The sequence below is a fragment of the Shewanella amazonensis SB2B genome (assembly GCF_000015245.1).
Taxonomy (GTDB): Bacteria; Pseudomonadota; Gammaproteobacteria; order Enterobacterales; family Shewanellaceae; genus Shewanella; species Shewanella amazonensis.
The window spans coordinates 2,973,286-2,990,990 of sequence record NC_008700.1; the positions used below are offsets into that span (position 1 = coordinate 2,973,286).

Sequence of the window (17,705 nt, forward strand, 5' to 3'; positions counted from 1 at the left end):
AGAGATATTTTACTGCTTAATTTGCAAAGAAAAAGGATTTTGTTCGACGTCAACCAAAAGCCTAGCAGCACTGCCCGGGAATTCAATCAATCGACTGAGATTCTGCGGCAGCGGATACCGGTATCGCCTGATTGTGCCACTGCTGCCAGAGAGCCAGACGGCAACGATCAGGATCCTCATCGGCAGCGAGGGCTCTCATACCGGCAAGCAGCCGCGCCAGCAGCGCCTTGTCTTCGTCGAGCCAGGAGTGATAGAGCGGGGTATAGAAACCATGGCGACTGCCAAGGTCGAGTTGGGTATCAAAGCCACGACGAATACCATTGAGGCACAGGGCTCTGGCTTTGAAGTGACGACGTTCCTGATAGGGTAAACCCAGCTTAGCCGGTACGGCCGAATAGAGGAGGATAAGAGCCAAAGTACCGGGAGGCGTTGCCTGCCAGTGTTCCAACGCCCCCAGATTTGCCTGCTCGAGCAACATGGCCCAATCGGCTTGATGATTCGCCATAGGTTCAGGGGATTCAAATGCACCAGAGCCGTGGGCATCCAGCGCCTGCTGTTCGGCTGTAAACCAAGAGCTCAGAAATGACTGCATATTCTTCTTATTCCCTATCGAAAAGCCACAGGCCAGCGAAAAGTTTGGCGAGAGCCAAAGCTTATCAGCCGCGCGCCTTGCGGGCTTCTCTACTTTGGTCGTACGGCCAGCTCATCCTCATTTCATCCTACTGCCGATAAAACACGGGCAAATAGAAAAGAAACACCATCAACAAGTCAGCTTCCAGCTGCAACAACTGCCACAGGCTATATCAACACAGATAAGACTCTGGTGATATTAAGGCGACTGACCGAGAAGCAGCCCGAGCTCAGCTTCAAGCGGCTTTCTGCTTCCAGCAGCGACTGTATTAAAAGGGTCTCACAGGGGCACGCCAGTGCCGCACCGGTATTCAGTGAAACCCTCTTCCCTGAGAGGGGATTTCGAATCCGTTGGCGGCGTGCATTTTTAGCCCGCTGTGGCAAGCCAGCACCCGCACGCAAAGTATGCACCTTTCCCATGTGGATGAACTTAAGCTGCAATGGCTATTGGTGATTGGTGATTGGCTCAGGGGCCATGGGGCATTCTCTCTTCAGGGCTCCCCACTCACCTGGTGTATGGTATGCCGATAATAACCACGTACGTTTGACTATGGTGCGGGAGGGAGTTGGCTGGGCACAGCTTCCTGTTCACCCGGTAAGAGAAGGTTTAGCGTCAGCTACCCCTGTGCCTTTGCCAGCGGACTTTGAGGTCCTTGACCGGCACGCCAATGTAGACATTATTCAGCATCAGAGTCTGTCGACGCAGTCCCTCGGGCAAGAGATCAGCGCTCTGATAAGGGGCCTGGGGTTCGGGGATTGCGATAAAAAATGCAGAAGAAAGAGGCAATAAAAAAGCGACCCGAGGTCGCTTTTTTATTACTCTTAGCCTTACTTGGTATCAGACTTTGGTGGATAATTCAGCATCACACCGGCCACGGCTTCACGCACCTTGGTTTCACGTTCCTGTGGCGTATTGCTGTCGCGTATGGTGTCGGCCACTGAGCCACGCCATACCAGCTTACCTGATTTATTATCAATTAGATCAATGATAAGTGTACCAACCTCATACTCGCGCACCGTGGTTTGGGTCTGCACGTTACCACCCCAGCCCCAACCCGGTCCCCAATACGGGTTATAGCCATAGCTGGTGTTGAAGGTATCAACATTGATTTTCTTATCAACCTTGGTGAGGTAGTTCACCAAGAGATCGGCACCGGCCGCCTCTGACTTACTGAATCCCTTCTGGGCAAGTTCAGTCTCGATGGCGTCACGCACCCTTTGATCCATCAGGCCATCGAGGTGATAACCCGCGTCATCGTCCTTCTTTTCTACCCAGGCATAGGTTTTGTATTGGTTAAAAGTCACTCCGGGATCGAAGTCCCAGCTGGTTTTCATACTGGAACAGGCACTGAGAGCCAGCAAGGCGGCCACAACTATAATCTTTTTCATAAAGGGTCTCTCCGAAGCAAAGTCTTCTGCCCTTTCAGACAGATAAGAGGCAATTTGGTTCAGCTTAACTGTGCTTTTTGTGACTAACAACTGAAATTACCACAAATTCAAAATCCAATCTTGACCCATTGCCAGCACCTATTGATAATAATTATCAATTAGATTTAATTCCATTCAGGCAGGGAGTCTTTATGTATTGGTTTATCGCAGCCGCCGTGATTGCATCAGCTATCGTGTTGTTTGGTCCCCGCTCCGAACCCGCAACCGGCCCTGTGAAGGCTGATTCCACACAGACCGCCATTTCAGGCAGCCACTACTGCCTGTTACTCCTGGCTGTACTGGTGTCTCTTTGGCTGCTCTTTACTCAATCTTCAGTGGATAAAATGCTGCCTATTGCCCTGACGCTGGGATTAACCGCAACCTGCGCTACCTTACTGGTGACTAAATTGCAGTCGTTTCTACTTCCCTGCGCCCTCGTTACCACCATTCTGCTTATCCTGAATTTTCTGAGTATGTTTTAATCCCGAGGCCTGAAAAAACACCACCTTAAGGGTGGTGTTTTGTTTTTTAACGCCACAACATATATTTGCCGACTCTGGTAAACTGACAAAAAGAGACTGCGGCAGAGTGAACTATGAGAATCGATCCGAACGTATTACTGGTGTACAGCACAGATAAGGGCAGAATCGATGAGCCCACACCGGAAGTTGAGGTACCCAAAGGCGACGGCGTGGTTCGCATCCACAGAGACAGTAAAGGCCGCAAGGGAAAGGGTGTCAGCGTGATAAGCGGCCTGGGACTCGACCAGGGAGCACTCAAGGAGCTGGCTCAAAAGCTAAAGAAGCAGTGTGGCTGTGGTGGAACAGTAAAGGACTTCGACATTGAAGTCCAAACCGATAACCGGGAACTGCTAAAGGGCCTGCTTGAAAAACAAGGATTTACCGTAAAGCTTGCGGGAGGGTAATCATGTCGATGGACAGCCTTAAAAATCATTTTCTGATTGCCATGCCAAGCCTTAATGACGGCTTCTTTGACAAGACGGTTGTTTACCTCTGTGAACATGATGCCAAAGGCGCCATGGGCCTGATTATTAACCGCCCCGTGGGCATGAGCGTGCGTGACCTCTTGTCACAACTGGATTTAATGCCTGACGAAGGCATTTTGCTTGGAGAAAGTGCCGATCAGGTTCTGGTGGGCGGCCCGGTCAATCCGGAGCGTGGTTTTGTGCTGCACACCACCCAGGAAGGTTGGGCAAATTCCAGCAGACTGACGGATGAGCTGATGCTCACCACCTCCCGTGACATCCTCTCGGCCATAGGCACCAGCAAAGCGCCCAGTCACTTTATGGTGGCATTGGGCTATGCAGGCTGGAGTGCCGGGCAGCTTGAGGAAGAGCTGGCACAAAACAGCTGGCTGACTATTCCTGCCAGCGATGAAATCCTGTTTGCCATTCCCCACGAAGACCGCTGGAATCAGGCCAGTAAAGCCCTTGGCTTTGAGCTTTGGCAAGTGTCCAATCAGGCGGGGCACGCCTGATGAGCACAGTGATGGGATTTGATTTTGGTACCAAGAGTATCGGTATTGCCGTTGGCCAGTCGATTACCGGCAGCGCCAACCCGCTCACCTCAATTAAGGCGGTGGATGGTATTCCCAACTGGGAAGATATAGGTAAGTTAATCAATGAGTGGAAACCGGACCTGCTGGTAATAGGTCTGCCGCTGAACATGGACGGCACAGAGCAGGAGATGACCCAGCGGGCCCGCAAGTTTGCCAACCGCTTGAATGGCCGTTTCGGAGTCAAGATTGCCACCCAGGATGAGAGGCTGACCACTGCCGATGCCAAGGCAAGATTATTCGAACTTGGCGGTTTTAAGGCTCTCACCAAGGGCCAGGTGGATGCGGTATCGGCAGTATTGATTGTCGAAAGTTACTTTGAAAATCAATATGGTGCCTGATGTTGCCAAAATAAAAAACGCCGCTGAATGCGGCGTTTTTTATTTCGTCTCCCCTTGCCTGAAACACTCAGAGTGCTTTGGGCAAGGCAGCCTCGATAGCGGCTTTAAGCTCAAGGCTGTCAGGCTTTACACGGGAGTTGAAAGCCGTCACTTCTTTGCCATCGGCAGACACCAGATACTTGTAGAAATTCCACTTGGGTGAACCGGCTTTTTCGCCCAAATACTCAAACACAGGATTGGCATCACCTCCACGCACCGCCGATGTGGCCAGCATGGTAAAGGTCACACCATAGTTGAGGTAGCATACCTTGGCGGTATCCTTTTCATCGTTTTCTTCCTGAAAGAAGTCATCGGATGGAAAACCCACCAGCACCAGTCCCTTGGGGCCATATTCCTTGTTGAGCAGCTCAAGCGCCTTGAACTGTGGCGTAAAGCCGCAGTTGCTGGCGGTATTGATAAAGAGCACTGGTTTGCCGGCGGCAATATCGCAAAGGTTCACCGACTCACTTGAGTGCAGCTTACGAAACTCGTGATTGAGATACGCAGGACAAGCGACTTGCGTGCCCGCAGTGTGCTCCGCGGCGTTTTGAGTCTCAACAGTTTCTGCCATTGCCGGATGAACACCTGAAACCAGCAGTAATGAAAACAATAAGCTACGCATTCTGACTCCTGAATACCTATCTCTTCAATGACCTTCCCGACCGAAAATAGCCATTTTCGGAAAGCACTCTTACTCATCAGATTACGCCACAAGTTGCCGTAACGATCAAAAAACCAGGCATACGCCTGGTTTTTCTTCATGACTGAGCGTCAATCCATGTCCAGGGTCACGCCTTCCAGGAAGCCTGAACCTGTACTTTCGGAGCCCGCCAGTTTGATCATCAAACGCAGATCGTTCGGCGAGTCAGCATGGTGCAAGGCATCGGCGTAGGTGATTTCACCTTCCTGATAAAGCTTGAACAGCGCCTGGTCAAAGGTCTGCATCCCCTGCTCATTGGACTTGGCCATGGTGTCTTTAAGCAAATGCAGCTCGTTTTTCTGAATAATGCTCGACACACGGGGGGTGTTAATCAGAATTTCAATGGCCGCACGACGCCCCGTGCCATCGGCTTTGGGTACCAATTGCTGTGCCACAATACCGCGCAGGTTGAGTGACAGGTCAAACAACAGCTGCTGGTGCTTACTTTCGGGCACCAGGTGCATGATACGGTCCAGCGCCTGGTTGGCGTTGTTGGCGTGCAGGGTAGCCATACACAGGTGACCTGTCTCAGCAAATGACAGCGCAAATTCCATGGTTTCCTGGCTGCGGATCTCACCGATAAGGATCACGTCCGGGGCCTGACGCAGCGAGCTTTTCAGCGCCGCATCGAAGGACTCGGTATCGATCCCCACTTCCCGCTGGGTGATGATGCTCTTGCGGTGATCGTGCACAAATTCCACAGGGTCTTCGATGGTCAGGATATGACCACGTTCATGGCCATTGCGATACCCAACCATGGCGGCCAGCGACGTCGATTTACCCGTACCTGTACCACCCACCATAATGATAAGACCGCGTTTACTCATCACCAGATCTTTAAGCACCGGTGGCAGTTTCAAGTCTTCCATCTCAGGAATTTTGGTCTCGATACGACGCATTACGCAACCGGGAGACTCACGCTGCCAGAAAGCACTGACCCGGAAACGTCCCAGGTCCTTGGCGGCAAAGGCGAAGTTACACTCACGGCTCTCGTGGAACTCTTTCTTTTGCGCATCTGACATCAGGGACTCAACAAAGTCCAGTGATTGGGCAGGGCTGAAGGCATTTTCCGCCAGTGGCCGCAGCTCACCGTCGATTTTGGCGCTGGGAGGAAAACCCGCGGTGATGAACAAATCCGAGGCTTTGCGCTCGACCATCACCTTCAGAAAGGGACGTACATCCATCATCAATCCTTAAAAGTTTGCCTGTTTGTTGGAGCTCTTGGCCATGGCGTCCTCACGAGTGATGAGGCCACGGTTCACCAGATTCTGCAGACACTGCTCGAGGGTTTGCATGCCGTGGGCCATACCGGTTTGAATGGCAGAGTACATCTGCGCCACCTTGTCCTCACGGATAAGGTTACGAATCGCAGGGGTACCCATCATAATTTCGTGGGCCGCAACCCGGCCGCCGCCAATCTTTTTAATCAGCGTCTGGGAAATTACTGCCTGCAAAGATTCAGACAGCATGGTACGCACCATGTCCTTTTCACCGGCGGGGAACACGTCGACCACACGGTCGATGGTCTTGGCTGCCGAGGTGGTGTGCAGGGTGCCGAAAACCAGGTGGCCGGTTTCTGCCGCGGTCATCGCCAGTCGGATAGTTTCAAGGTCACGCATCTCACCCACCAGAATAACGTCGGGGTCTTCACGCAGCGCGCTGCGAAGGGCAGCGTTAAAGCTGTGGGTATGACGATGCACTTCCCGCTGGTTAATAAGACATTGCTTATTCTGGTGCACGAATTCAATAGGGTCTTCAATGGTCAGAATATGGTCGTGGCGGTTTTCATTCACATAGTCAATCATGGCCGCCAGGGTGGTACTTTTACCTGAGCCGGTTGGGCCGGTCACCAGCACCAGACCACGGGGAAAACTGGCGATTTTTTTGAAGATGTCCGGGGCGCCCAGTTGCTCCAGCGACAGAATTTCGCTGGGAATGGTACGAAACACCGCAGCAGCGCCGCGGGACTGGTTAAAGGCGTTTACACGAAAACGGGCAAGATTGGGCACTTCAAAGGAAAAGTCGATTTCCAGGTGCTCTTCATAGTCTTTGCGCTGCTTGTCATTCATAATGTCGTACACCAAGGAGTGTACGCCGGCATGATCGAGTGCAGGCAGATTGATTTTACGCACTTCACCGTCCACCCGGATCATGGGGGGAACACCGGCAGACAGGTGTAGATCCGAGGCCTTGTGCTTTACACTAAACGCCAGTAACTCTGTGATTTCCATGGTATGGGATATCCATTCAACCGATTGATTACATGATGACAACAATAGCAGACAGACTCTCGCTCGCCCAGCAGCGAATCGTCCAAGCGGCGCAAATTTCTTCAAGAAACCCATCTGAAATCAAATTACTTGCGGTCAGCAAAACCAAGCCTGCCAGCGACATTCAGGCGGCCTACGATGCGGGTCAGCGTTTGTTTGGTGAAAACTACGTTCAGGAGGGGGTGCAAAAAATCACTGACCTCACCTCCCCTTGCCCCAATATCGAGTGGCATTTTATCGGCCCTTTGCAGTCCAACAAGAGCCGTCCCGTTGCAGAGCATTTTGACTGGCTGCACACCCTCGACCGGGAAAAGCTCGCCATCAGACTCAATGAGCAGCGCCCTGCCGAACTTGCGCCACTGAATGTGCTGATACAGGTCAATATCAGTGACGAAGAGAGTAAATCCGGTGTAAAACCCGAGGATATTACAGCCCTGGCCGATGCCGTGTGCCGCCTGCCCAGGCTGCGTCTTCGGGGACTGATGGCCATTCCCGCGCCAACCGATGACAAGGAAAGAGCCCAAACCGAGCTGGCCAACATGCAACGACTCTTTAAAAGCCTGCAACAGAGCCACGGAACGCTCGGGCAAATAGATACGCTGTCCATGGGTATGAGCGGCGATTTGGAGCTTGCCATAGACAACGGCAGCACCCTGGTGCGGGTTGGCAGCGCTATTTTTGGCGAGCGGGATTACAGCCGCTAAGGGCAATGCGCTGTGGCAATCATTGTATTTACGCGGCTTCGCCCCCATATTCTCGGTATCGCCAAGCCTTTAAATTCAAACAGGAATAAAGATGCAAAATAAAAAAATCTGTTTCATCGGTGCCGGAAACATGAGCCGCGCCATCATTGGCGGCCTCATCAAGAGCGGCTACAGTGCCAGCCTCATCACGGCAACCAATCCAAGCTTGCCAAAACTCGACGCCCTGGCAGCCGACTATGGCATCAATACTTCCCAGGACAATGTACCAAGCGCCTCGGCTGCCGATGTGATAGTGCTTTCAGTTAAGCCTCAGCTTATGCAGGCAGTATGTGAGTCACTTGCCGGTGTCGTCGATGATAAATTGCTGATTACCATAGCCGCCGGTATCCCAGAAAACCGCTACCATGATTACTTCGGCAAACAGGTCAAGCTTATCCGCACTATGCCCAACACCCCCATGCAGTTGGGCCTTGGGATGACAGGTCTTTATGCCCCTGCCGGCATGCCTGATGAAGACAAGGCCTTTGCTGAGTCGCTGATGCGCGCCTGTGGTGATATTGTCTGGGTGAACGAAGAGTCGGGTATAGATAAGGTTATTGCACTGGCAGGCAGTTCACCGGCCTACTTTTTCCTCTTTATCGAGGCCATGATTGAAGCAGGTGTCGAAATGGGGCTGCCAGAGGCCGACGCCCGTACCCTGGCGCAGCAAGCGGCCGTGGGTGCCGCTGCCATGGTAAAACAAAACCCGGGGCTGACCCCAGCCGAGCTCAGGGCCAATGTCACATCCAAAGGGGGCACCACGGCCGAAGCCATCGCCACTTTTGAAGCAGGCGGGCTGCGCACACTGGTAAAAGATGCCATGGGCAATTGTATTAAGCGGGCTGAAGAAATGGCCCGGAATTTTTAAGCCACAAAGTGGCAATACTTCGTTGATAATCTAAGGGCAAACCTCATGAATGCGATGGTTTTTTTAGTAAACACCCTGTTTGATCTCTATCTGATGGTGGTGATTTTACGGATTTGGCTGCAACTGGTCAGAGCCGATTTTTATAACCCTTTCAGCCAGTTTATCGTTAAAGCGACTCACCCTATTGTAGCGCCACTGCGCCGCGTTTTGCCCCCCATCGGCAAGCTGGACAGCGCCTCGCTGGTACTGGCGTTTGCCGTGGTGGTAGTGAAAATGTTGGTACTGACACTGATAGCCGGTGCCACCATAAACCTGCCCACCATACTTGCTTACTCAGTGGTGGCCGTAATTAAAAATGCCGGTGTGCTCTTCTTCTGGATGCTGCTTATCCGCGCCATCCTGAGCTGGTTCAATCAGGGTTATAATCCCTTTATCATGGTGATATCCCAGCTCACAGAGCCTGTGCTGGCGCCGGTTCGCCGTGTTATCCCACCCATTGGTGGCCTTGACCTCTCTGTACTGGTGGTCTTTATTGGCCTTAATTTCATCAACATGTTACTCGCCCAATACGTGCCTTTCTGGGCGTTTATCTGATGAGCGCCATCACTCGCCAGGACGAGGACTTACTGCTGGCGTTGTATGTACAGCCCAAGGCCAGCCGGGACGAGCTGGTTGGTCTTCACGGCGAAGAACTAAAACTTGCCATCACAGCACCGCCTGTCGATGGCAAGGCCAACGCCCATATCTGCAAGCTGCTGGCAAAGGCCTTCAAGGTGCCCAAAGGCAAGGTGTCTATCGAGCGGGGCGAGCTTGGACGGCATAAATTGGTACGTATTCAGGCGCCGGAAATAATCCCTGACGATTTCGCACAATTTCTCTAGTCCCACGGCAGTCTTGATAAAATGCTGAATACGGCCATGGGGTTTATACTTATAACCGAGTTCCCTTGAGGAGGATAAGGACATGTTTCGTCAACTCTTTGCTGCGCTGCTGCTAACTGCTAGCCTGTGCGGCATCGCCAGCGCTGAGCAAAAAGAACAGGTAGGTCAGTTCGATATCCACTATATGGCGCTGCCAAGTACCTTTCTGACACCCGCGATTGCCAAGAACTATGGCATAGAGCGCTCCAACTACACTGGCATAGTCAATATTGCCGTGCTGGACACTGCTGAAGAGGGTAATCCGGCTGTCGCAGTAGAAATTTCGGGCATCGCCAATAACCTGCTTGATGCCAAAGTGGAGCTGAAGTTCCGTGAAATCCGTGAAGGTGCCGCCATCTACTACATTGCCGAGGTGCCTTACCGCAGCGATGAAGAGATAAACTTCCAAATCGCCTTAAGAAGCGGAAACAAGCTAAATACCACATTGAAATTCAAGCAAAAATTCTACGTCGACTAATTTGTACACCTTCACTGAAGCCTGCATCTGCGGGCTTTGTTTTTTCTGTCTTTCCAAGGCTTCCTTGGGTATCATGACGCCGATTTTGAAAGGGCGCAGTGCGCCAACAGCACAGTGGTCAGGGGGTAATGATGAAGAAAGTGGTTCTCGCCAGTGGTAACAAGGGTAAACTGAAAGAATTCAATGAGATGTTTTCTGAGTATTCACTCTCGGTAGTAGCCCAGAGCGAGTTTCAGGTGCCAGACGTTGAAGAAACCGGCACTACCTTCGTCGAAAACGCCATCATTAAAGCCCGCCATGCTGCAGCTATTACCGGCTTACCCGCCATTGCCGACGACTCGGGGTTGGAAGTAGACGCCCTCGAAGGTGCCCCTGGTATTTACTCTGCCCGCTACGCAGGCGTTGGCGCTAAAGATACAGACAATTGGCAAAAGCTGCTGGGTGCCCTCGAAGGCAAAACCGAGCGCAGTGCCCGCTTCCAGTGTGTACTCGTGTATATGCGCCATGCCAAAGACCCAACCCCCATTATCTGCCAGGCTGCCTGGGAAGGACGTATCGGTCTCGAAGCCAGGGGCGATAATGGCCATGGTTACGACCCTGTGTTTATCGCCGAAGGCGGCGAGCTGACCGCAGCCCAGATGTCATCGGATGCGAAAAATGCTGTGAGCCACCGCGGCAAGGCCCTTGAAGCGCTGCTGGCTGAGTTCAGAAACAAAGGCATCATCTGAGGAAAGACCGTGAAGCTTGAACTGCCTCCTCTGAGCCTTTATGTCCACATCCCCTGGTGTGTGCAAAAATGCCCCTATTGCGACTTTAACTCCCACGGAAAACAAGGCGATTTACCCCAGGAAGCCTACGTCGATGCGCTGCTGGCAGACCTTGATGCCGATTTGAATTATGTCCAGGGACGTACGCTTTACAGCATTTTCATCGGCGGCGGCACCCCGTCGCTGTTTGATGCCAGCGCCATCGGCCGCCTCCTCGACGGTATTAAGGCCCGCATCCCCTTTTGTGATGACATAGAAATCACCATGGAAGCCAATCCGGGCACTCTGGAGCACGATGATTTCAGCGCTTACCGCGGGGCAGGCGTCACCCGCCTCTCAGTGGGCGTACAGAGCTTCAGCAAGGACAAGCTTAACCTCCTTGGCCGCATTCACGGGCGCGATGAGGCAACCCGGGCGGCAGAGCTTGCCACTGCCGCTGGCTATCAGAGCTTTAACCTGGATTTGATGCATGGTCTGCCCAATCAATCATTTGATGAGGCCATGGCCGATATAGACACGGCGGCCAGCCTAAATCCTCCCCATCTGTCCTGGTATCAGCTCACCATCGAGCCAAATACTCTGTTTCACTCGCGGCCTCCGCAGTTGCCGGACGACGAAGCGCTTTGGCATATCTACGAACAAGGCCAGAAAAAGCTCGCGGCCCTGGGATATGAGCAGTATGAGATTTCAGCCTACGCCAAACCGGGCTTTCAATGCCGTCATAATCTCAATTACTGGCAGTTTGGTGACTACCTCGGTATTGGCTGCGGAGCCCACGGCAAGGTGACGATCCCCACCGAAAACTGCATTATTCGAACGGTAAAAATAAAACATCCCAAGGGATACCTGGCAGCCAGCGATTATCTGTCTGAACTGACACAAGTGCAGGAAGAAGACCGCCCACTTGAATTTTTGATGAACCGCTTGAGGCTGATGACCCCCATCGCCAAACGTGAATTTGAATCCCGCACCGGCCTGAATGCCAGCCTGCTTGATGAAGGGATGGCACAGGCGAGCGAAAAAGGCCTTATCGTACTTGGCGACGAGAGTTGGACCCTGACCCCAAAGGGCCACATGTTCGTTAACGACTTACTGTCCCATTTTCTCTGACCCACACAATCATCTGGATTGCCCCAGAGGCAGGCCTATAAATGCCTGCCTCTGGGAACCGGGAAACATTTACTAACACTAAACTCTGAAATTTACCCATGGCTTCTTTAGGATGTTCCCATTAACACGAGGAAGCCAAGTCATGCCAAATACGTATAACAAAAAAAATAAAATCTCTCTCATCGCCGCCAGTCTGTTGCTTGCGCTGGGCTCAGCCTCCAGTTTTACCGCACAGGCCGAGACACAGGGCACAGCTCAGCAAGGCACAGCGCAGCAAGTGACCAGCGAATCTGCCAAAGCCAATGCCCTGTTCGAGACCCAGTTTATGGAAAACGTCATGGCAAGCCCTATCAGTCAAACCCTGATGGGCATCAAGGGCGAAGACTATGGCAAGTGGGATGAAATCAGTGAAGCGGCAGATGCCCGCGAATTGGAGAGAGCCAAACGCCATCTGGCTGAGCTCAGAGCTATCGATGCCAATGCCCTGGATTCTCAAACGGCACTCAGCTTGGCGTTGGCGCTGCAAAGCCTGGAAAATGAGATTGCCGACTACAAATGGCGACTGCACAACTACCCGGTCAATCAAATGTATGGCGTCCACTCGCTCACAGCCTCCATTCTTATCAACCAGCACACGGTTGATAACCTGGATGACGCCAAGGCCTATATCAGCCGTCTCAATGCCGTACCCAAGCGTTTCAGTGAGCTTAAAGACGCTCTGGAATTGAGAGCAGCCAAAGGCATCATTGCGCCCAGGTTTGTGTTCCCCCTCGTGATTAACGACAGCCGTAATATCATCAAAGGCGAGCCCTTTGAAGAAGGTGAAGACAGCACCCTGTGGGCTGACTTCAAACGGAAAGTCGACGCTCTGAATTTGGATGCCACCACCAAGGAGAACCTCTTCAGCGAAGCTAAACTGGCCCTGAACAATGCGGTAAAACCAGCTTACGATGACCTGATTGTTTACCTGAACACTCTGGAACAAAAAGCCGATACCCGAGATGGAGTTTGGAAACTGCCAGATGGTAACGACTTCTACAACAATGCCCTTAAGCGCACCACCACCACCGATATGGATGCCATCGCCATCCATGAGCTCGGCTTGAAGGAAGTGGCCCGCATTCATAACGAAATGCGCGACATCATGAAAGAAGTGGGCTTCAAAGGCAGCCTGAATGACTTCTTTATCTTTATGCGTAACGACGAGCAGTTTTACTACCCCGATACTGACGATGGGAAAGCTGCCTATATCAACGATGCCAAGGCATTGATTGACAATATGTCTGCCCGCCTTGATGAGGTCTTTGCCATCAAACCCAAAGCTGGCCTGATAGTAAAACCCGTTGAATCATTCCGGGAAAAAAGTGCCGGAAAGGCATTCTACGACCAGCCAGCCCCGGATGGCAGTCGCCCGGGCACATACTACGCCAACCTGTACAGCATGAAGGCCATGCCCAAGTACCAGATGGAAGCACTGGCATACCATGAAGGATTACCCGGTCACCATATGCAAATCGCCATCGCCCAGGAGCTGGAAGGCATTCCCAAATTCCGTCGCTTTGGCAGATATACTGCCTATGTTGAGGGTTGGGGCCTATACACAGAGTTCTTCCCTCGGGAAATGGGCCTGTACCAAGACCCTTACTCCAACTTCGGCCGCCTGGCCATGGAGCTCTGGCGCGCCTGCCGTTTGGTGGTGGACACAGGTATTCACGCCAAGAAATGGACCCGCGAACAGGGCATTGCCTATTACAAAGAAAACACACCCAACGCCGAGTCAGATGCCGTCAAAATGGTTGAACGTCATATCGTGATGCCTTCGCAGGCAACGGCCTACAAGGTGGGTATGAATCGAATTTTAGATCTGCGTGCCTATGCCCAGAAGTCTCTGGGAGACGCGTTTGATATCCGCGAATTCCATACTCTACTGCTGAAAAATGGCCCACTACCATTGGATGTACTCGAGACCAAGGTGCAGGAATGGGTAAAAGACAGCAAACAGCAAGCCGCCAAGCTGTAATGCACTGAAAAATAAAGGAACGAAAAAAAGCCACAACCTCAGGGTTGTGGCTTTTTTTCTTGGGGCTTTCCCCAATTGGCTGCCTATACACCGCACTTGTTAATTTAATGGCGGTTTATGTAGGGTACAGGGCATCCGAAATTTTGTTTCATCCAAAAAAATCACCCCGGTACTGAGTCCGGGGTAAACCAAAAAACTAGGATGATGGTTTCAAGGCCGGACCGGTTTTAATAATAAACTCTGCCGGCATTGTCTTGAGACTTGCTCTTCGCGGACCTGCGCATCAACAGCGGAAGGGGTCATTTCCCCCGTCAACACGGACTCAGATCATCTCAATCCAATTGATGACCATTGTATGAATTTAAGAACAGACTTCAAGCAAGCTTAGAAAAAGTGCTTAAGCGAATACTAAAAAACCGGCTCTGAAAGCCGGCTTTAGGGAATACTCAAATTATTGATTATTAACCAAATAATTCACAATAAAATACCGAGGTCACACTATTATCTATTATTGCGAACAATGAATTTTAAAATTATCGCCGTTCGTCATACAGTGACTGATAAGGCGCATCCCAGTATGGCGGTGTACCTATGTGATTTTTTATGAAGTCGATGAATGAACTTACCTTGGGTGCCAGATGTTTACGGCGGGGATAAACTGCCTGCAATGGCAGGTGATGGGTCAGCTGCCAATCACGCAGCAGAGGCACCAGGGTGCCCTTGTTGATTTCATCTTCCATCAGATAACTGGCGAGATACACAACGCCGAGCCCGCTGACAGCTGCCGACTTGAGCGCCGGTGCATTGTCTACCCGGAAATTACCCGAAACGCCTATTTCACAGTAATCATCGCCACGTTTGAATTGCCATACACTGTGTTCATGCCACTCACCGTGATACACGAGACAATTATGATCAACCAACTGCTCGGGGCGGCTTGGCTCACCATGGCGGGCAATGTACTCGGGAGAGGCCACCAGCAGGAACTGACACTTCATTAAAGGTCTGGCAACCATACCAAGAGGCAATTGCTCAGACATGGTCAGCAACAGATCCAGGCCTTCGCTAACCACATCCACTTTGTGGTCCAGCAGACTCACCTGCAGCTCAAGCTCTGGGTGTCTTGCCATAAACTCAGGCAAGGCCGGAATAATGTGCATGGTACCGAAGGATTGGGAGATACCGACTTTCAAGACCCCACGGGTAGCATCATTGAGGTTATGAACGCTGGCGACTGCCTGATCGGCATCGCGCAGCAACTCTTCACCCTGTACATACAGCAGATGTCCGGCCTCGGTCAGGCTCAAACTGCGGGTAGTACGCTGAATAAGCTGAACCCCCAGTTTATGTTCCAAATCGGCCACCTGGGTACTCACCTTGGATTTGGAAATCCCGAGTTTTCTTGCCGCGGCGCTGAAACTGCCGGCTCTGGCTACATGGGTAAAAATAGCAATGGGTTCTAACAGTTCTAACATGAAGGTGGCCTTAAGCTAAGTTCAGCCTGTCCTCGCCAAGGGAGGAAAACGGGACAAACCAATGATAATCAATCAGATATACCAAAAAAGCACGTTAGGGTAGAGTCAGGAAGCCAGTTTGAGTCTGGTTTTTTGTTATTTTTTAGCAGTATAACAAAAATCGCCGCCGAGTCTCCAGTTTCGGCTTAATGTGGCTGGTCATTAAACGGCAAAAAAAGGGCCCCAGGGATGGGGCCAAACGTTCAAGGAAGAACCAAAGGGATGTCAAATTGGGTATCGCATGGGTTACCTTGAGAGAGTCAAGGGCAAGCCCGGGTGTAACTTACTCGCGAAGCTGAGCTTCTTTACGGTCAGAAATCTCAAGTTCTGACAGTGCAGGCACCTTGGTGCGAAGTTCAGACTCCAGTGCCAGTAAGGTTTCAAACTGGTCACATACTTTGGTGGCGCGCGCTTCAAGGGTCTTTGACTGACTTTCCATTTCACGCTCAATCTGTTCGCCCATGGCTTCCATTTTCTTGCCAAAGGCATCCATCTTGGCTTCAAAGCTATCACCTTCGGACGACAGGATTTCGGTACCGAGTTTAATCATCAGAGTGCCAACAGAGTCCTGCACCAGATTTTCAATTTCACGCTCGAACTCCTTGTCGAACACTTCATCGATAGAGCCGTCGGTCACGCCCACGTAGTAGCTGTCGCCATCTTTGTGCATGACTTCACCGAGTCGCTCATTCACATTGTCCATCAGCTCTGCCACGCGGGCGCTGGTCTCATCGCCCAGCAGCGGAGTGAGGGCTGTATTTACTGCTGTGCTGGCGAGGGTGATGGCATCGGTTACCAAGGCTACAAATTCAGGCACCTGGTTTGCCAGTGAGTCGGCATAGTTGTCCACAAGGGCACGCTGCTCGGCATTGAGCTTGACTTCCTTTCCGTCCACAAAGAGTTTGCCCGGCTCGAAGCGATAAAACTCATCACCCTTCTGGCTCAGCACCAGCTTTTTCGGCTCGACAGAAATGTCGTAGTTGAGGTTAACGTCACAGTTGTCGGTACTGATCCCCTGCGCTTTCGCAGGAACAGCTACAGTCACGCCAATCAGAGTGGCCAGGGCTACACCGGTGATAAGGTTTTTGGTTTTCATCGCATCTATCCTTGCGTCTTGATTTATATTTTTTGATATAGCGAAGGATGTGCCAACTTTATTAAGTCATTAATTTAAAACAACATAACATCCATTACTGGATATGGTGGGCGCTTTATCTGGAGAACACCAGGCAGGAAAGTGAGAGATATCACCAAAAAGTGAAGCTTTTCACCAATTGATGTTAGCCAAGATTGAAAATGCGGCAGATAAGTTGCCGAAATAAGGAAATGGCCTTCCTCAAATCAGAAAGGCCACGGGGGTAGAGCAAATTAAAAAGACAGCACGATCAGAAGATTGAACGGCCAAGTTCCTGTGCCAACAGCTCAAGCAGACGGGTACCCGCCAAGCTGTTACCACTGGCATCGAGGGCCGGCGACCACACACATACCGACATGTCGCCGGGGATCACCGCAATAATTCCGCCACCCACACCGCTTTTACCCGGCATACCCACGCGGTAGGCAAACTCCCCTGCCCCATCATAGAGCCCTGATGTGGCAAGCAGCGCATTCAGGCGCCGGGTTTGGGTGGGCGATACCACCTCATTGCCATCCAGGCTAACGCCCTGGTTGGCCAGATACACCATGGCGCGGGAGAGATCGGCACAGCTCATGGAGAGTGAGCAGTAATGGAAATAGCTTCGGAGCACCTTGTCCACATCGTTATGGAAGTTGCCGAAAGACTTCATCAAAAAGGCGATGGCAGCATTACGGGCGCTGTGCTGGTATTCAGAGTCGGCCACCACCTTGTCATAACAGACTTTGTGGTTCTGGCTCAGCATACGCACTATTTCCAGCATCCGCTGTTTGGGCGCACCCAAGCGGCTTTGCAACAAATCGGCTATCACCAGAGCGCCGGCGTTGATAAAGGGATTACGTGGAATGCCCCGCTCAAGTTCAACCTGAACCAGCGAGTTAAAAGAGTGACCTGACGGCTCTTTACCTACCCGCGACCAAATCTCACGCTCTTCATAGAGCATCATTGCGCCGGTAAGGCTGAATACTTTGGAAATACTTTGAATGGAAAAGGCTTCTTGCCAATCGCCCGCCCCCAGGGTGGTACCATCAATGGTGGTTACCGCAATGCCCAACTTATAGGGGGAGACCCGGGCAAGGGCCGGAATGTAATCCGCCACCTTGCCCTGCCCAAGCAAGGGTCTAACTTTGGCGACCAGGTCGTCAAGCAGAGCCTGCTCAAGCATGG

General features: G+C 51.8%; 20 protein-coding genes. 12 read left to right on the top strand and 8 right to left on the bottom strand.

All coding sequences use genetic code 11. From position 1 onward, the window contains the following. Nucleotides 1-82 precede the first annotated feature (82 nt). Nucleotides 83-592, bottom strand: a complete 510-nt coding sequence (locus tag SAMA_RS12880; protein ID WP_011760578.1) for a DUF924 family protein — start codon at nucleotides 590-592, stop codon at nucleotides 83-85. Nucleotides 593-1,458: 866 nt separating this feature from the next. Next, the gene (locus SAMA_RS12890) at nucleotides 1,459-2,019 is read right to left on the bottom strand and encodes a DUF4136 domain-containing protein (protein WP_011760579.1); all 561 of its coding nucleotides are present in this window, start codon (nucleotides 2,017-2,019) and stop codon (nucleotides 1,459-1,461) included. Nucleotides 2,020-2,210: 191 nt separating this feature from the next. On the opposite strand from SAMA_RS12890, the gene SAMA_RS12895 reads away from it, so the two are divergent. The 4 genes from SAMA_RS12895 to ruvX all read left to right on the top strand — a co-directional run bounded on the left by SAMA_RS12895 (nucleotide 2,211) and on the right by ruvX (nucleotide 3,974). Further along, entirely contained in the window at nucleotides 2,211-2,540 is a 330-nt protein-coding gene (locus tag SAMA_RS12895) for a hypothetical protein (RefSeq protein ID WP_011760580.1), read from the top strand. Nucleotides 2,541-2,653: 113 nt separating this feature from the next. After that, nucleotides 2,654-2,983 (top strand): stress response translation initiation inhibitor YciH, encoded by a 330-nt coding sequence (gene yciH / locus SAMA_RS12900; RefSeq protein ID WP_011760581.1) that lies wholly within the window; start codon nucleotides 2,654-2,656, stop codon nucleotides 2,981-2,983. Nucleotides 2,984-2,991: 8 nt separating this feature from the next. Continuing rightward, nucleotides 2,992-3,555: a YqgE/AlgH family protein gene (locus SAMA_RS12905; protein ID WP_041410422.1), complete on the top strand. Its 564-nt coding sequence runs from the start codon at nucleotides 2,992-2,994 to the stop codon at nucleotides 3,553-3,555. Further along, on the top strand, nucleotides 3,555-3,974 hold the full coding sequence (ruvX, locus tag SAMA_RS12910) for a Holliday junction resolvase RuvX (protein WP_011760583.1): 420 nt from the start codon (nucleotides 3,555-3,557) through the stop codon (nucleotides 3,972-3,974). The genes SAMA_RS12905 and ruvX overlap by 1 nt, the downstream gene beginning before the upstream one ends. Nucleotides 3,975-4,041: 67 nt before the next feature. Here the strand turns inward: ruvX and SAMA_RS12915 are convergent, their stop codons facing one another. The 3 genes from SAMA_RS12915 to SAMA_RS12925 form a co-directional block, all read right to left on the bottom strand. After that, complete coding sequence (locus SAMA_RS12915; RefSeq protein WP_011760584.1) at nucleotides 4,042-4,584, bottom strand: glutathione peroxidase; 543 nt, start codon at nucleotides 4,582-4,584, stop codon at nucleotides 4,042-4,044. A 200-nt stretch (nucleotides 4,585-4,784) separates the two neighbouring features. Continuing rightward, a complete protein-coding gene (locus SAMA_RS12920) occupies nucleotides 4,785-5,897 on the bottom strand; it encodes a PilT/PilU family type 4a pilus ATPase (RefSeq protein WP_011760585.1) in 1,113 nt (370 codons plus the stop codon). Nucleotides 5,898-5,906: 9 nt separating this feature from the next. Then, complete coding sequence (locus SAMA_RS12925) at nucleotides 5,907-6,944, bottom strand: type IV pilus twitching motility protein PilT (protein WP_011760586.1); 1,038 nt, start codon at nucleotides 6,942-6,944, stop codon at nucleotides 5,907-5,909. A gap of 35 nt (nucleotides 6,945-6,979) precedes the next feature. Here SAMA_RS12925 and SAMA_RS12930 point away from each other — a divergent pair, with 35 nt between their 5' ends. The 8 genes from SAMA_RS12930 to SAMA_RS12965 all read left to right on the top strand — a co-directional run bounded on the left by SAMA_RS12930 (nucleotide 6,980) and on the right by SAMA_RS12965 (nucleotide 13,889). Continuing rightward, a complete protein-coding gene (locus tag SAMA_RS12930; protein WP_011760587.1) occupies nucleotides 6,980-7,687 on the top strand; it encodes a YggS family pyridoxal phosphate-dependent enzyme in 708 nt (235 codons plus the stop codon). A gap of 91 nt (nucleotides 7,688-7,778) precedes the next feature. Then, nucleotides 7,779-8,594: a pyrroline-5-carboxylate reductase gene (proC, locus tag SAMA_RS12935; protein WP_011760588.1), complete on the top strand. Its 816-nt coding sequence runs from the start codon at nucleotides 7,779-7,781 to the stop codon at nucleotides 8,592-8,594. 45 nt (nucleotides 8,595-8,639) lie between these two features. Further along, nucleotides 8,640-9,188 (top strand): YggT family protein, encoded by a 549-nt coding sequence (locus SAMA_RS12940; RefSeq protein WP_011760589.1) that lies wholly within the window; start codon nucleotides 8,640-8,642, stop codon nucleotides 9,186-9,188. Then, nucleotides 9,188-9,475, top strand: coding sequence for a DUF167 family protein YggU (yggU, locus tag SAMA_RS12945; protein ID WP_011760590.1), 288 nt, complete (start codon nucleotides 9,188-9,190; stop codon nucleotides 9,473-9,475). Before SAMA_RS12940 ends, yggU begins: the two co-directional genes overlap by 1 nt. Before the next feature lie 82 nt (nucleotides 9,476-9,557). Next, on the top strand, nucleotides 9,558-9,992 hold the full coding sequence (locus SAMA_RS12950) for a DUF4426 domain-containing protein (protein ID WP_011760591.1): 435 nt from the start codon (nucleotides 9,558-9,560) through the stop codon (nucleotides 9,990-9,992). 131 nt (nucleotides 9,993-10,123) lie between these two features. Then, complete coding sequence (gene rdgB / locus SAMA_RS12955) at nucleotides 10,124-10,720, top strand: RdgB/HAM1 family non-canonical purine NTP pyrophosphatase (RefSeq protein WP_011760592.1); 597 nt, start codon at nucleotides 10,124-10,126, stop codon at nucleotides 10,718-10,720. Between the two features lie 9 nt (nucleotides 10,721-10,729). Then, nucleotides 10,730-11,869 (top strand): radical SAM family heme chaperone HemW, encoded by a 1,140-nt coding sequence (hemW, locus tag SAMA_RS12960; RefSeq protein ID WP_011760593.1) that lies wholly within the window; start codon nucleotides 10,730-10,732, stop codon nucleotides 11,867-11,869. Between the two features lie 142 nt (nucleotides 11,870-12,011). Beyond that, the gene (locus SAMA_RS12965) at nucleotides 12,012-13,889 is read left to right on the top strand and encodes a DUF885 domain-containing protein (RefSeq protein ID WP_011760594.1); all 1,878 of its coding nucleotides are present in this window, start codon (nucleotides 12,012-12,014) and stop codon (nucleotides 13,887-13,889) included. A gap of 533 nt (nucleotides 13,890-14,422) precedes the next feature. Here SAMA_RS12965 and SAMA_RS12970 read toward each other — a convergent pair. The 3 genes from SAMA_RS12970 to glsB all read right to left on the bottom strand — a co-directional run bounded on the left by SAMA_RS12970 (nucleotide 14,423) and on the right by glsB (nucleotide 17,703). Beyond that, nucleotides 14,423-15,364, bottom strand: a complete 942-nt coding sequence (locus SAMA_RS12970) for a LysR family transcriptional regulator (protein ID WP_011760595.1) — start codon at nucleotides 15,362-15,364, stop codon at nucleotides 14,423-14,425. Nucleotides 15,365-15,686: 322 nt separating this feature from the next. After that, a complete protein-coding gene (locus SAMA_RS12975) occupies nucleotides 15,687-16,499 on the bottom strand; it encodes a YggN family protein (protein WP_011760596.1) in 813 nt (270 codons plus the stop codon). A gap of 289 nt (nucleotides 16,500-16,788) precedes the next feature. Further along, nucleotides 16,789-17,703: a glutaminase B gene (gene glsB, locus SAMA_RS12980; RefSeq protein WP_011760597.1), complete on the bottom strand. Its 915-nt coding sequence runs from the start codon at nucleotides 17,701-17,703 to the stop codon at nucleotides 16,789-16,791. Between the last annotated feature and the right edge of the window lie 2 nt (nucleotides 17,704-17,705).